11 protein-coding genes are annotated in these 14,828 nt (G+C 74.6%); 8 read left to right on the top strand and 3 right to left on the bottom strand.

From position 1 onward, the window contains the following. Positions 1 to 75: 75 nt before the first annotated feature. From WMF39_RS13890 to WMF39_RS13860, 7 genes are all read left to right on the top strand, one after another. The gene (locus tag WMF39_RS13890) at positions 76 to 1,563 is read left to right on the top strand and encodes an HD domain-containing phosphohydrolase (protein WP_437745990.1); all 1,488 of its coding nucleotides are present in this window, start codon (positions 76 to 78) and stop codon (positions 1,561 to 1,563) included. A 2-nt stretch (positions 1,564 to 1,565) separates the two neighbouring features. Continuing rightward, positions 1,566 to 2,414, top strand: coding sequence for a lipoyl(octanoyl) transferase LipB (gene lipB / locus WMF39_RS13885; protein ID WP_437745989.1), 849 nt, complete (start codon positions 1,566 to 1,568; stop codon positions 2,412 to 2,414). 148 nt (positions 2,415 to 2,562) lie between these two features. After that, a complete protein-coding gene (locus tag WMF39_RS13880) occupies positions 2,563 to 4,812 on the top strand; it encodes a hypothetical protein (RefSeq protein ID WP_437745988.1) in 2,250 nt (749 codons plus the stop codon). A gap of 164 nt (positions 4,813 to 4,976) precedes the next feature. Next, positions 4,977 to 5,675, top strand: coding sequence for a hypothetical protein (locus WMF39_RS13875; protein WP_437745987.1), 699 nt, complete (start codon positions 4,977 to 4,979; stop codon positions 5,673 to 5,675). A gap of 126 nt (positions 5,676 to 5,801) precedes the next feature. After that, a complete protein-coding gene (locus WMF39_RS13870) occupies positions 5,802 to 6,353 on the top strand; it encodes a hypothetical protein (RefSeq protein ID WP_437745986.1) in 552 nt (183 codons plus the stop codon). Positions 6,354 to 6,514: 161 nt separating this feature from the next. After that, a complete protein-coding gene (locus tag WMF39_RS13865) occupies positions 6,515 to 9,529 on the top strand; it encodes a hypothetical protein (protein WP_437745985.1) in 3,015 nt (1,004 codons plus the stop codon). A gap of 92 nt (positions 9,530 to 9,621) precedes the next feature. Further along, entirely contained in the window at positions 9,622 to 11,715 is a 2,094-nt protein-coding gene (locus tag WMF39_RS13860) for a S9 family peptidase (protein WP_437745984.1), read from the top strand. Between the two features lie 78 nt (positions 11,716 to 11,793). Here WMF39_RS13860 and WMF39_RS13855 read toward each other — a convergent pair whose 3' ends face one another. Then, positions 11,794 to 12,519 carry a hypothetical protein gene (locus WMF39_RS13855; protein ID WP_437745983.1) on the bottom strand — a complete coding sequence of 242 codons (726 nt, stop codon included), beginning with the start codon at positions 12,517 to 12,519 and terminating at the stop codon, positions 11,794 to 11,796. A gap of 62 nt (positions 12,520 to 12,581) precedes the next feature. On the opposite strand from WMF39_RS13855, the gene WMF39_RS13850 reads away from it, so the two are divergent. Continuing rightward, a complete protein-coding gene (locus WMF39_RS13850; RefSeq protein WP_437745982.1) occupies positions 12,582 to 12,737 on the top strand; it encodes a hypothetical protein in 156 nt (51 codons plus the stop codon). Here WMF39_RS13850 and WMF39_RS13845 read toward each other — a convergent pair. Together WMF39_RS13845 and WMF39_RS13840 are read right to left on the bottom strand one after the other, a co-directional pair. Beyond that, positions 12,721 to 13,986 carry a hypothetical protein gene (locus tag WMF39_RS13845; RefSeq protein WP_437745981.1) on the bottom strand — a complete coding sequence of 422 codons (1,266 nt, stop codon included), beginning with the start codon at positions 13,984 to 13,986 and terminating at the stop codon, positions 12,721 to 12,723. The two genes, WMF39_RS13850 and WMF39_RS13845, sit on opposite strands and share 17 nt — an antisense overlap. After that, the gene (locus WMF39_RS13840; RefSeq protein ID WP_437745980.1) at positions 13,983 to 14,648 is read right to left on the bottom strand and encodes an RNA polymerase sigma factor; all 666 of its coding nucleotides are present in this window, start codon (positions 14,646 to 14,648) and stop codon (positions 13,983 to 13,985) included. The genes WMF39_RS13845 and WMF39_RS13840 overlap by 4 nt, the downstream gene beginning before the upstream one ends. Positions 14,649 to 14,828: the final 180 nt, after the last annotated feature.

Genomic DNA, 14,828 nt, shown 5'->3' with positions numbered 1-14,828 from the left:
GGGTCCGCTCCTGTGCCCGACCCGCCCACCTTGGTGCGATGCGCTGCGAGCGGATCTGGTAGGCTTACCGGCCGCATGTCCACGTTTCCAGAAGACCGCCCTCGCATCCTCGTCGTGGACGACGAGAAGGTGATCCGCGACATGCTGGCCGACTTCCTCGGCATGGAGGGCTACTACGTCCGCACGGCGGAGGACGGCTCCAGCGCGCTGAACGAGCTCACGAAGGGTCACTACGATCTCGTGATCAGCGATCTCAAGATGCCGCGGATGGGCGGCATCGCGCTGCTGGATGAGATCGGCAAGACGGCGCCGAACGCGCTCACGGTCATCATGACGGGCTTCGGCACCGTCGAGACCGCGATCGACGCGATGAAGCGCGGCGCCTACGACTACGTGCTCAAGCCGTTCAAGCTGGACGAGGTGGTGCACGTCGTCCAGCGCGGGATCGAGAAGCAACGGATGGCTGCCGAGAACATCCGGCTGCGCGAGGCGGTGTCGCTCTACAAGGTGAGCGAGGCCATCGCGGCGAGCCTCTCGCTCGACCAGGTGCTGGAGACCGTCGCCGACAGCTGCCTCCACGAGGTGTGCGGCGATCTCATCTCGACCTGGCTCGACGACGGCGAGGGCGGCTTCTTCGAGCGCCAGCACCTCCGCGGCCCCTCCATCCCGGCGGGCGCCGACCTCGGGCGGCTCGACCCCGCGCTCGTGCTCGATCACTTCCGGCCCGACGCGCAGCTCCTCGAGCAGGGCATGAAGGGGCTCAGGTTCTTCGCGGCGGAGCCGGCGCTCCCGCTCCAGTCGCTCGTCGCCGTGCCGCTCCGCATCCAGAAGCGGCTCATGGGCTTCCTCGCCGTCGCGTCGTTCACGCGGACGAGGCGCTTCGACGAGGGGCAGCGCAAGCTGCTCAGCATCATCGGCTCGCGCGCCGCCGCGGCGATCGAGAACGCGCGCCTTTACCAGGATCTCCAGGCGACGTTCCAGCAGACGATCGAGGGCCTCGCCAAGGCGATCGACAAGATGGACCGCTACACCTCGGGCCACTCGGATCGGGTCGCCGTCTACGCCGTGCTGCTGGCGCAGCGGCTCGGCCTCGGCCCGCACGAGATCGAGATCGTCCGGCAGAGCGCGCTCATGCACGACATCGGCAAGATCGGGTGCGTGCTCAACCTGAACAAGCCGGGCAAGCTCACGAACGACGAGTACGAGGTGTTCAAGCGGCACCCCGCCTACGGGCGCGACATCCTCGACCCGATCAAGTTCCTGCACCCGCTCATCCCCGGCGTGCACCTGCACCACGAGCGCTGGGACGGGCGCGGCTACCCGCTCCGGATGCGGGGCAACGAGATCCCGATCATCGCGCGCATCATCTCCGTGGCCGACACGTACGACGCCATGACGAGCGACCGCTCGTACCGCCGCGCGCTCCCTCACGAGGTCGCGGTGACCGAGATCGAGCGGTGCTCGGGCTCGCAGTTCGACCCCGAGATCGCGGCCACCTTCACGACGCACATCGAGGCCTACCGCGAGGAGCGGCGGGCGCGGGGCGAGAAGGTCCCGGAGTAGCCATGCCGACCACCTCGCTCCGCGACCTCCTCCAGCCCGCGAACGGCCAGACGACGGCCGTCGAGGCGCCCCGGCCGAGGCGCGCGCGCGCCGTGTGGATCGGCCGGCGCCGCTATGCCCCGATCCACGATCTGCAGAAGCAGCTCGTCGAGGCGCGCGCGCAGGGGCGGATCGGCGACACGATCCTGCTCCTCGAGCACGATCCCGTGATCACGCTCGGCCCGCGAGCGAACCCCGAGAACGTGCTCCTCGACGCCCGCGCGCTGGACGAGCGCGACATCGACCTCGTCGCGACGGGGCGCGGGGGCGACGTCACCTACCACGGCCCCGGCCAGCTCGTGTGCTACCCGCTGCTCGATCTCAGGCCGGACCGCTGCGACGTGCGCAGGTACGTGCGCTCGCTCGCGGAGGTGATGATCCTGCTCGCGCGCGAGCACCACGTCGAGGGCGGCGTGGTCGACGGCATGATCGGCGTCTGGGTCGATCGCGCCGCCCCGGAGGCGTGGGGCGGCGCCGAGTGGGCGCGCGAGATCGCGAAGCTCGGCGCGATCGGCGTGCGCCTGTCGCGATGGCTCACGATGCACGGCTTCGCGTTCAACATCGCGGTGGACCTCAAGGCGTTCGAGCTGATCGTGCCCTGCGGCATCCGAGAGCACGGCGTGACGTCGCTCCACCAGCTCACCGGGCGGAAGCTCAGCGTCGCCGAGGTCGCCCTCGCCAGCGCGCCGCTGCTCACCCGCGGGCTCGAGCTCGACGTCGCCTGCGTCGAGGATCTGTCGGCGGTCACGGATCTCGCGGGCGCGCTCCTCGCCCCGGAGGCCAGCGCCGCCGAGGGCCGGAGCGCGCCCTAGGCGCGCGCCGGCCTCCGGGGCGAGAGCGCGCCGACGTTGCGCGTCGCACGGCGCGCGCTCCGCGGGTGACGCCGGCGCCCGGGACGTGGAGCACGCTGCGTCGCGGAGGCAGTGTCGCTCGGCCGTGCCGTGGGCTAAAAGCCGTCCCGTGTGCGCGCAGCCCACCCCACGGCCCCGTGAGCGCGACGGGAGCTCCCCGCTCCACCGCGACGCATCGACCGCGCGGCCGCCCTGGCGGCGCCCCCTCGCCCTGGCGCTCGCGGCGGCGGCCGTGGCCGTGCCCGCGCTCGCTCTCCTTGGCCTTGTCGCGGCGATCCTCGTGGGCACGCGCACCGCCGCCGCGTGCCTCGCCTCGATCGAGGCGCCGCGCGGCCCGGCGCTGCCCGACTGCAGGCCCGAGATCCGCTGGTTCGCGCTGCCGTCGCGGCTGCCCTGGACCCACAGGGCGGCGAGCGAGCTGGCCGAGGAGCTCGGCGTGCGCGCAGCGATCGCCGACTACACCGACGCCGCGGTCGGCCGGCCGGATGGCGCGGCGCTCGTCGGCGCGACCGAGGCGGTGGCGACGGCCCAGGCCACGGTCGCCGCCGGGACCGGGCGCGTCACGTTCGATGAGCTCGGGCCCGCCTGCGGCGCGCCGAGCCTCGGCCGCGAGGCGGCGAGGCTCGGCGATCGCCGCACGCTCCTCTCGCAGCCGGACCGCTGGACCGACTGGCACGTGCGCGTGCACACCCTCCGCGCGGCGCTCACCGAGGGCGACCTGCAGCGCGCGCTCGCGATCGCCAAGGAGTACGCGGCGATGGAGCCCCGCGACGAGGATCTGCGCACGACCACCGGCGCGATCCTCTGCCTCGGCGCGAGCGCCGAGGCGAAGCGCGGCATCGAGCTCCTGACGCTCAACCAGGACGACCGGGCATCGAGGCGCTACGCCGGCATGGCGCGCAACTGGGGCGAGGTCCGCGCCGTCCTCGTCGCCTGCGCCGCCCGGGCCGGCGTGGAGCCTCCGCCGATGCCAGAAGCCCCCGAGGCCGGCGTGGCCGACGCCGTGGAGGTGCGGCTCGCGCAGCGCGCCCGCCTCGCCGCCGCCCGGAAGGACGCCGCCGAGGCGACGCAGCGCGCGACGCGCGCGATCCGCGACCTGCTCGGCACCTCGGCCGCGCTCGATCCCGAGGCCCGCGGCGATCTGCTCGCCGTCGTGCTGGCGAAGGACGAGGCGCTCGACGCGGCCGAAGCCGCCGCGCTCGCGCGGCCGGACGACGATGGGGACGAGCCCGCGGCCGGAGAGGCAAGCCTCGACGGCGCCCCGGCGCGCGCGGAGCCCCGCGCGCCGACGGCGCTGCCTGCGAGCTCGCTGCGCGCGCTCGACTGGCTCCCGGAGCGTGGGCTCGCGAGGCCCGTGATCGCCGGGTCGTTGCGCGCGCGCGCCGCCGCGCGCGCCGCCGAGCTGGCCGCCGCCCCCCAGCTCTCGCCGTCCCAGGCCGACGCGCTGCGCGCGGCCGCGGGCGCGCTCGCGCTGCGCGCCGCCCGCGAGCTCGCGCTCGAAGGCGACGCGCCCCGGGCGGTCGACGCGCTGGATCGCCTTGACTCGCTCGCGCCGGAGGCGGCCCGCGCGCTCGCGCGATCGAGCGCGTGGGCCCTCGTCGGCCAGCGCGATCGCGCGCTCGACCTCGTCGAGCGCGTCGATCTCGCCGCCGCGCCGCCAGCGCTCCGCGCGGCCGTGCTCCTGCAGCGCGCCGAGCTCCTCGCCTCGAGCGGGCGCCGGCGCGACGCCGCGCGCGCGGCCGTGCTCGCCGACGAGGAGGCCGCCGCCGCGCGCGCGGTGGACCCCGCCGGCGAGGCGATGCCTGCCGGCGCGGAGCTCGCCCTGCTCGACGCGCGATCGCGGTGGACCCGGCTCTCCCTCGCGCTCCCTCCGGGCGACTCGCCGCTCCGACAGGGCAGCCCGCCCGCCCAGCTGACCGCGGACCACGCCGCCGCCTGGCCGTGGGTCGGCTTCGCGAGCCTCGACGCACCCTGGGCGCGCGACGACCAGCCGGCGCTCTCGCGCGCGCTCTCCGCCTGGAGCGCCGCGCGCGACGCGCCGCCGCCCACGCGCCGCGCGCTCCGCTACGCCGCCCTCCGCCGGCGCGGCGACGCGCCGCCCGCGCTCGTCCCGTACGCCGCGCTGTCGGCCCAGCTGCTCGGCGACGGCGAGGGCGATCCCGAGGTGTGGCTCGACGCCTTCCTCGCGCTCGACGCCTCGCGCTTCTCGCTCCGGCGCTATGCATTCGCCCGCGCCGAGGCGGCGCGATGGCGTGGAGATGAAGGCAGCGCGGCCGCATGGCAACGCCGGTACGACGCCCTGCGCGCCGTGGCCTCCGACCCGGCCCGCGCCGAGATCGCGCGCTACCTCGGAATCTGACGCTGGCCGACGCTGGCCGACGCTGACCGACGCCGACCGACGCCGACCCGCGCGGCGGGACCGCGAAAAACCTGGAGATCCCGCGGTTGCACACCTGGCGGCGGAGGGGCTTCATTCCTACGCTACGGCCTGGCTCGCGACGATCTGCTCGCGGGGGAGTCCTCATGTGTCCTCATTGCGGAAAGAACGCGCCCGTCATCCACCGCGGGCTCGCCGCGTACTGCACCGCGTGCGGTCGGGAGCGCCTGCCGTTCGCGGGCAAATCGGTCAGCCTGGCGGGGCAGCCGTCCAGGGTCGGCGGCGCGGTCGCCGGCGTGCTCGGCTGGTTGGTCCTGGTCGGCGGGACCGCGCTGGCGCTCCTCCTCGGGCTGGGCGCGGCCGCGCTGTTCCCGGGGTCGATCGCCGGCCTCGCGATCGGCCTGCCGATCGGCTTCGTCGCCCTCGCCTTCGGCCTGCTCCTCCTGCTGGGCGGACGGAAGCTCTCTCGCTCCGGGGCGAAGGCCTCGCGCGACGCACAGGTTCAGGCGATCTTCTCGCTCGCGTCGCACCGCCGCCGCCCGCTCACGGCGCAGGAGGTCGGCGTCGCGCTCGACCTGCCGGCCCCGGAGGCGGACGCCCTGCTCACGGAGCTCGCCAAGGAGCGCCCCGGCGACGTGGGCGTCGAGATCGGCGAGCGCGGCGAGATCCTCTACACCTTCCCCGGGATCTCGGGGGCGTCCGCCGTCCGCTTTTCCCGGCCGTCGCTCCGCATCGATCCGGGCGAGGGCGCGGCCGACCCCGCGGCGCGCATCTACGCCGACGAGTTCGAGGAGGAGGACGCGGGGGCGTCGCGGGCCCCGCGTCGGCGCGAGCAGCTCCGCTGAACATGTCCTGCGGCGCGCGTGCTAGCCTCGGCCGCGCGCGCCCATCGAGCGCCCGGCGCGCGCCGTCGTCGCCCTCGATCCATGGTTCGCCGCGGGGGCGCTCCGGGCTGCTCGCCGCAACCGACCATGAGATGCTCCCCTGTCGCCCTGCTGACCTCCGCCGCGCTCGCGCTCCTCGCGCTCCTCGCCCCCTCGCGGGCCGACGCCTTTGAACGGCAATGGCATGCCGGCGCCGGCGTCGGGTACGCGCTCCTCGCGGACGGCGGGACGTACCCGGGGATCGGCGGCAGCCTGCACCTCGCCTACGGGCTCACGGACGCCTTCAACGCGGTCGCCGAGGTCAACACCGCGTCCCACCCGGGGGGCGATCTCATGCTCCTCGGCGCGTCCGCCGGCGCCACGTACGTCATCGATATTCTGCAGTGGGTCCCCTACGTCGGCCTCATGACCGGCGCGTACGACAGTGTGCGCCTCGCGCCCTGCGGCTCGTCTGGCCAGCCGGGTTGCCACCGGGGGCAGTTCGGGGTCTCCATCCCGTTCGGCATCGACTACGCGTTCAATCGCGAGTTCGCCGCCGGCTTCGCCGGCAAGTACACGCTGCTCCTCCCTGGCGCGGGCGACGGTCCGGGGAGCTATTTCACGGCGTTCGCCCGCGCGGAGTTCCTCTGGGGATACTAGAGCAGGGTGCAGGCTCGTAGGATACGGGCTCAGCCGCGAGGCAGGCGAGCGAGGCGTACGAAAGTACGCCGCAGCGAGCCGAACGACGCGGATGATCCCGTAGCGCACGACGATGCGCCCCGCTCTGGGCCGTGTGCGCCTGGAGAGAGGAGGAGCGGACCGTGGAACAGCTCTGGCAGCGCATTTCCGAGGGCCGGCACACGGCCTTGCTGAACATCGTCCCCGGGGATCCGCCGGCACGGCTCGGGCTGCGGATCGTGCGCGTGCGCTGCGACGTCCCCGAGATGACGCTCGGACCGCTGCGCGACGCGCGGATCCAGATCGAGCGCCTCGCCGGCGGGGCGCAGCCGACGCTCGATCAGGCGCGCAGCCGCGCCGCCCCGGGGCTCCGGCGCCGCCTCCTCGGCGACGTGCACGAGCTGATGGTGGACGCCGAGTTCATCGAGACCGCCAACCGCCTCGCGCAGCGGGCGGATCGCACGTGGGCCATCGTGTTCGACGCGGTCGAGCACGCCGATCCTGCCACGCTCGACGTGCTGCGCCGGGTGGTGTCCCGCCCCGACGCGCTCCGCGTCGCGCTCGTCCTCTCCTTCCGCCTGCACGCGCCGACCGGCCCCGCAGGCGGCCTGGTCGACGCGATGCGCGCCGCCTGCGGAGCCGACGCGCTCCTCCGGCCGGCCGACGGCGCGATCACGCTGACGAGCGCGACCACGCCCCCGCCGCCGCAGCAGCAGGTCGCGGTGCGCGAGCTGCCCGGCGAGGTGCTCCGGGTGCTCCGAGCCGGCGCGATCGTCGGCTCGGGGTTCGAGAGCGAGCTCGTCGCCGCGCTCCTCCGCGTGGACACGCTCGACGTGCTCGAGGCGCTGCAGCGCGCCGCGGACGCGGGTGTTCCGGTCGAGGACCGCGGCGACGGGCGCTTCCATCTCCCGCAGGAGACCGTCGATACGCTCCGCGGATCGATCCTCCCGTCGCTCGCCCGCGTGTGGCACCGGCGGCTCGCGACGCTGCTCAGCGAGGAGCGGACCGAGCCGGACGCCCCGGCCGCGCGCGAGCCGCGCGCCGCGCTGGGCGTCGTCGCGGCCGATCACCAGGCGACCCATGCCGCGGCGGCGCCCGCCCATGCCGCGGCGCCGCCGACCCAGAGCGCGGCCATCCTCACGTCGACCGTCGAGCGGCACGTCATCGGCGGAGCGAACCTCGGCGTGCCTCGCGGCGACGACCCGACCACGAGGGCCGCCGCTGCGCAGGCAAAGGCCGGGGCGCCGCCGCTCTCGACGGCGCCGCCGTCCGCGTCGTTGCCCGCCATGGCGACGCCGCGCACGATGGCCGCCGCGCCCCCGCCAGCGGGCCCGTGGCCGTCGACGGCGTCACCAGCGGCCGCTTCGCCCGGCGTGCCCGTCGCCGGCGGGCCGACCCCCGAGGCCGGCGGCGCGGCGACCGCCGATGAGTGGGAGAAGACCGCCGACCCCACGCTCTCGGTGGTGCGCGGCGGGGTGCCGCGGGCGGCCGAGACGCTGAGGCCGCCGCCAGCCATGGCCCATACGGGCGGTGCGTCCATGAGCAACACGCGCCGCGCGCCGCCGCGCGTTACCCAGGACAGGCCCGCGCCGATGGCCCCCGCAGAGCCCGGCAATCCTGCGTGGCCCTACGCCGATCTGTTCCACCGCAGCCCCGAGAGCCGCCGCGTCTCGGAGCCACCCGAGTCCATCATGTTCGACGCCCCGCCCGACTCGCTCGACGCGCCCATCCCGGGGCCGATGCGGGTGCCCCGCGATCTCGCGTCCCTCGGCGGCGCCTTCCCGGACGAGCCGAGCCGCTCGGCCCGCGGGGCCTCGCTGCGCGTCCCTGCCGCGCTGTCCGAGCGATCGTCTTCCGGATCCCGCCACGCCTTCTCCTGGCCGGCAGCGACCGACTCCGTCGCCGGGCGCGCCGCGGCCGAGTCCCTGCGCGCCGCGGCGCCGCTCGGCGTGTCCATGTACCCGGCGCCCGTGGCGCCCGATCGCGCCGAGGCAGCGGGCGCCGCGAGCGCGGCGGCGCACGGCGCTGGACGCCACCTCCACGACGTCCGCGCGGCGGCGCACCTGACCGAGGCGGGCGAGCACGAGGAAGCGGCGCGGCGCTACTGCGCGGCCGCGGTCGAGGCGGCGGACATGGGCGCGTACGCCCAGGCGCTGAGCTACGGGCGGAAGGCGCTCTCCCTGCTCGACGGCATGCCGGCCACGCCCGCGCGCCGCCGGCTCCGCATCGGCGCGCTCGCGGGCATCGCTCGGGTGCAATGGCAGGCGGCCGGTCCGGACCCCGCCAGCACGCTCGCGGGCGCGCTCGAGGTGCTCGACGCCGCGCGTGCGCTCCTCGCGCAGGGCGACCCGCCGGAGCTGCACGCCGAGGTCGCCGCGCTCATCGCCGACGTCTGTTACGACATGGGCGACGCGCGCTCGCTGGAGCGCGCGCTGGAGGAGCTCGCGACCGCGAGCCGCCAGCTGCTCGACGCCGGGGACGCGCTCGGCGCGGCCCGGCTGCTCAACGATCAGGCGGCGGTCCACGTGCGCATGGGCGATCCCGTCCGCGCGACGCACCTCCTGATCGAGTCGCGCCGGACCTTCGAGGAGCGGGCCCGGGTCGATCCGTCGGCGCGCGTCGAGCTCGCCGAGACCGACCACCTCTTCGCGCGGATCCCGCTCCACGTCCCCGCCCGCCCCGGGCGCGAGTCCGACGCGCTGTCGATGGGCCTCGACCACGCGCTCGCCGCGGAGCGCGCCTACAAGCAGCTCGGCGACACCCGGGAGCTCGCCCGGGTGTGGGAGACGATCGGCCGGCTGGAGCTCCGCAACGGCCGCCTCGACCGCGCGACGCAGCGCCTGACCGCGGCGATCGAGGCCGAGGAGGCGCTCGGCGACCTGCTCGGCCTGGCCCGCTCGACGGCCGCGCTCGCGGAGGTGCTCTCGGCGAAGGGGTTGCACCGGGAGGCGCTGGCGGTGCTGGCCGAGTCGATGGTGATGAACCTCGAGAAGGGCTCGCCGCTCGGGCTCGCGTACAACCGCCGCGCCCTGAACGCGCTCGTCCCGAACATCTCGCTCCAGGGCGAGGAAGCCGAGGAGCTGCGGAAGCTCGCGGCGCAGCTGGCGGCGGCGGAAGCGGCCCTCGGCCGCGCGAAGCTCCCCGGCGAGCCCGACTGAGGCGGGCCCGCGCCCCGCGGCCTGTTGACCTTGCCCGCGCCCCGCGGCCTTTGACCTTGCCGGCATGCGCCCGCTCCGGCGAAATGCGCCGCATGTCGTCCTCCTCGACGCAGCGCAGGCGCCATGGCGCCACGCGGCGCTCCTTGCTCGGCTTGCTCGGCTCCCTCGCCCTCTCCGCGGCGTGCGCGCCGGCCCCGCCGGTCCCTCCGGCGGCTGCGCCTCGGCCTGCCGCGTCCGCGCCTCCGGCGCCGCCTTCGCCCGCAGGACCGCCGCGGTCTACGCCCGCGCCGGAGCGGCCCGGGTACGCGGGGCACGGCGCGGCGAGCGTCTCTCCGGAGATCCTGGCGCGCTACGCGCCGCCTCCGCTCCCGGACGACGTCTCGCGCCGGATCCAGGCCATGCTCGACGTGCGCGCTCCTTCCGGAGGCGTCCTCGGGCCGGATGGCAGGGCGCTCTACTTCACGTGGACGATCACGGGGACGAGGCAGGTCTTCCGGCTCGACGGGCCGCAGCGCTTCCCGCTGCAGCTGACGGGCGGCGAGGATCCGACCGTCGTGGCGGACGTCACGCCGGACGGCGCGCGCCTCGTCCTCTCGCGCGACCGCAAGGGCGAGGAGAACCCCGGGCTCTACCTACAGGACGCGAAGGGCGGCCCGCTCGTCGCCATCCAGCACATGCCCGGCGTGCAGACGCAGCTCCAGCTCGTCTCCGACGACGGGCGACACGTTTACTATCGGGCCAACGACGTCAAGAAGGACGCGTACGTCATCTACCGGTACGACATCGCGTCGAGGCAGCGAGAGGTCGTGTTCGATCGCGAGGGCATCTGGCGCGCCGTGGACGCCACGGGCGACGGCCGCCTGCTGCTCGCGAAGGACGTGGGCTCCAACATGAGCGAGTTCTTCGAGTGGGCGCCTGGCGCGAAGGCCGCTCCGGGCGCCGACGCGCTGACTCCCCTCTTCGGGCAGGGCGAGCGCGAGGACTACGAGGCCCTGTACGGCGCGGCGCCCGGCGAGATCCTCGTGCTCACGCCGCGCCTCGGGGAGCACCGCCGGCTCTACAGCTGGAAGGCGGGGAAGCTCACGCCGATCTCGCCGGAGATCCCGTTCGACGTCAGCGCGTTCTCCATCGATCGGGCGAGGAAGAGGATCCTCTACACGGTGAACGAGCGGGGCTACACGCGGCTCCGCGCGCTCGACGCGAGGTCGCACCGCGAGATCAAGCTGCCCGCGCTCCCGGCGGCGGATCATGTGACCCCGGTCTCGACGACGCGGGACGGCCGGTTCACGACGCTGCTCCTGGAGACCTCGACGTCCCCGGCGACGGCGCATGTCCTCGACTGGACGACTGGCAAGCTTTCGCAGTGGCACGCTCCGAGCATGCCCGAGATGGCGCCGGGCGCATTCTCGGCGACCACGCTGGAGTCCTATCCAGCGCGCGACGGGGCGCAGATCCCGATGTTCGTGCGCCGCCCTGCGCGGTGCGAGCGGCCTTGTCCGGTGATCGTCCATTTCCACGGCGGCCCGGAGGTCCAGACCAGGGCTGGGTTCAGCGCGCGGGCGCAGATCTTCGTGGACGCCGGGTTCGTGTTCGTCGAGCCGAACGTCCGCGGGAGCGACGGTTACGGCAAGACGTGGCTGCACGCCGACGACGGCGCGAAGCGGCTCGACGTCATCACGGACATCGAGGACGCCGCGAAGTTCGTCAAGGCGAGCTTCGGCCACGAGGGCCGGCCGCCGAAGGTCGGCATCTTCGGCGGCAGTTATGGCGGCTATTCTTCGCTGATCGGCATGACCATGTTCGCCGGCGCGTACGACGCGGGCGCGGCCGTCGTCGGGATGAGCAACCTCGTGACGTTCCTCCAGAACACGGCGCCTTACCGGCGCATCCTCCGGATCTCCGAGTACGGTGATCCCGAGAAGGATCGGGACGCGTTGCTCAAGCTCTCGCCGATCACGTACCTCGATCGGGTGAAGTCGCCTCTGCTGATCGTGCAGGGCGTGTCGGATCCGCGGGTCCCTGCGGGTGAGTCGGTGCAGATCCAGCAGGCGCTGGAGGCAAGGAAGATCCCGTCCGAGCTCATCCTGTTCGCCGACGAGGGGCACGGCGCGCAGAAGCGGGAGAACCAGGTGCTCCAGTATGGACACCTCGTGCGTTTCTTCCGGGCGCACCTCGGGGGCGGGTAGGAACGAGCGTATTCCGGGTGGCCCGGCCCGAGGCCACGTGTCGGCGCGGGTCGAGCTCCGGCGTGAGCAGCGGAATCGTCACGCGTGCGCGGGCGCGCTGGCCGGCGGGCGTCCCGCGGCGGTAGCCACGGCGGCGGCGCGGGGGGCGCGCGGGAGATCGCCGAAGATCTCCGGCATCAACGACGTCTTGCCGTGGAGCCGGAGCACACACTCCACGAGGAGCTTCGCCGCGCGATAGGTGTTGATCCACTCGTCGCGCGCGGCCTTCATCGCCGGAGTCATGGTGCGGCGCGCGAGCCGGGTCTTGCGCACGCTCCGGATGAGCGGCTCGAGGGCGTCCCGGGAGCGCTCGAGGCCGGCCGTCCATGCCTCGCGCTCGGGCAGCTGCCCCTCGTGCTGCTCGAGCACCTCGATCGCGTGGGTCAGCGCGGCGGCGAGCGCCGCGGGGCGGCGGCGCAGCACGGTGGCGAGCGTCTGGCCGTGGAGGAGCTCGCGGGCCAGCGCGACCCCGTTGGGCCGCGAGGCGGCGTGCTCCACGAGGCGGCGCAGCAGGCCGCGGCCCGCCGCGACCGGATTGGCCCGGCCGCCCCTCGAGCCGCGGGACGCGCTGGCAGGCACGGGAGCGGCCGTCGCGTCCAGCTTCGCCTTGCGCAGGGCCTCGGTCGCGGCGTCGAGGCGCGCCGTGACGGTGCGCAGCGCCGTCACGAACCCCGCGTCGACCGGCAGGACGAGCTTCTGTATCTGCGACGCGGTGAGGCGGCCGTACGTCTCGATGTCACGCTGGTAGATGTAGGGATCGGGCATGGGAGCGACTCCACGGCGCGCGGGCGCGTTCAGGGCGGGCGCCATCATACCTGTCGCCGGCGGTGCCGAGCTACCTGCGCGCAGCGACGGACGCGCCCTCGCCCGCCGCCGCGTCGATTTCACCCGCGGCCGCGTCGCTCTCGCTCGTGCCGGAGGGGATACGGAACTTCAAGCTCCGCCAGGCAGGCCCGCGACCGCTGCTCACGGGCAGCAGGTGAAGAGCGCGCTCGTGTCGTGCGCCTCGGGGCAGATCGCGGTGCCGGAGTTGTACCAGATGCGGAAGATCCGCTGCCCGACGTCTGCGCACATGGCGCTGGCTTCTTCACCGAGCGTCGACTGCGCCTGGCACACGTCCCCGTGGTCGATCTTGGTCGTCCAGCACAGGCGCGACGGAAGCGGCTCCGCCGCCGGGCAGCACGCATAGACGGCCCCTGTCGTCTCGCTGGGCCCGCACCCAGGGACACCCCGGTCGTACGTGAATTCGGTGAGATCCGCTCCCTGGTTGCTGCACGTGATGTAGGCCTGATCCTTCAGATCGCCGCTGTCATGACAGGTGAGGCCGTCGCCGAGCCGGCCGCGCCAGCACTCGGTCGGCTCGCCGTTGACGCACGTGTGCTCGACGCCGTGGTAGCCGCCGTCTCTACACGGTTCGAGCAGCTTGACGTCGCTGAGGACGAGGCCCTGCGCGTCGCACACCGCCTCGACGTCGCTCGTCAACTCCTCCGCGGTCCGGCAGCCCGCCTCTTCCTGCGGACCCGTCGGCTTCTCGTGGGGCTCCCCGGTCGCCGCGCCGTCCGCCCCCTCGGCGCTTCGCTCGCCCTTTTGCCCAGCCACCTCCACCGGAGCGCTGGCGCCTCCGGTGCCTCGGCTCCACGAAGGGAGCTGGCCGCGCGACGCGTGGAGCGGCGGACGTTCCAGGGCGTCGATCCACCCCGGGCTCGACGGGAGTGCGACGGCCGGCGGCGGGGGGACCGGGCTGCGGCCATCGGGGAGCTCGCCGGGACGCTGGCCTGCGGGCGCGTCGCGCGCGTCCGGCGGCGCTGCCGAGCTGTGCGGCGCGGGGGGCGAGGTCTTCGGCGGCGGAGCGAGCCGGCGGGGCGGCTCCCGGAGGAGCGGGGCGAGGATCCGGGGCGGCGCCGGTGGGTGGCCCTCGGCCGGCGTGCGCTCCGGGATCCCGCCGTCCGCGCAGGAGCGATCGCCGACGATCCCGATCGCGGGCTCGACGGCCGGGCTGCGCGCGGAGACCTCGGAGGTCACGGGGCGCTGGAGGGCGGCGCCGAGGGCGACCGCGGCCGTTCCGGCGGCGAGGGCCAGCGCGAGCGGGCGCCCCACGCGCCGGGCGAGGGACGGGCGTTCCCCGCGGAGCCGCGCGCCGAGGCGCGCCGCGAGCCGGGGCGATGGCGTCACCGCCGCGAGCCGCTCGTCGACCTCACGCAGCAGCGCGAGCAGGTCGCGGTCTCGCGTCATGGCCCCACCTCCCACCCGGCGTCGCGGAGCCGCGCGACGGCCCTTTGAATCAGCTTGCACACGTACCCTTTGGAGTGGCCAAGGACGCTCCCGATCTCCTCCTGCTCCTTGCCGTCGAGATAGAACATCGAGAACGCCACCTGCTCCTTGGGAGGCAACGTGCCCAGCGCCTTGAACGCCCGACGCAGATCGTCGCGCGCGATGGCCACCTCTTCGAGCATCGGGCGCGGATCGGCCTCGTCCTGCCCGAGCAGCCAGCGGATGGGCGCGAGTTCGAGGAACCGGTCCCGGCGCAGGCGGTTCAGGCAGCGATTCGAGGTCGCCCTGTACAGCCATCCTTCGAGGTTGTCTCGATCGGTCAGCGTCGCGAGCGCCTTCATGAGGTCGAGAAACACGTCCTGCGTCACATCCTCTGCCCAGGCCACGTTGCCGCGGCCGTAACGGAGGGCGAGTCGGTACACTAGGGGATGGTGGCGGCGGTACAGCGCCTCGGCGTCCAGCGCCCCTGCGCCCGAGGCCCGCACCCTGGACGCCGGGAGGTCCTGGGACGACATGGGAGCGATGTGCTCGGGCGGGTCGTACCGCTCGCCATCCGCGGGACGGGGGAGCAGCTCCTCGGCCCCGGCCCGAGGGCCGAGCCGGGATCGCGCGGCGAGGTTCACGGGAGCCTCGGCGCGAGGGACCCGTCCGCCGCGATGCACCATGAGCCGACCACGAGCGCCGTCATCTCGCACTCTACACAACCGAGATCGCCGCCGGTTTCCTCTCCGCGCGCCGGCGGTGACGATCGCGCGACCGAACCCGGGGACGCTCGCGGCGCGCGCCTCCGCCTCGCAGCAGCT

Origin of the sequence: Sorangium sp. So ce1504, from assembly GCF_051521635.1 — a bacterium.
GTDB lineage: Bacteria > Myxococcota_A > Polyangia > Polyangiales > Polyangiaceae > Sorangium > Sorangium cellulosum_B.
Note: the sequence above shows the minus strand (reverse complement) of the source record. Positions and strands in the feature narration are given on the sequence as shown.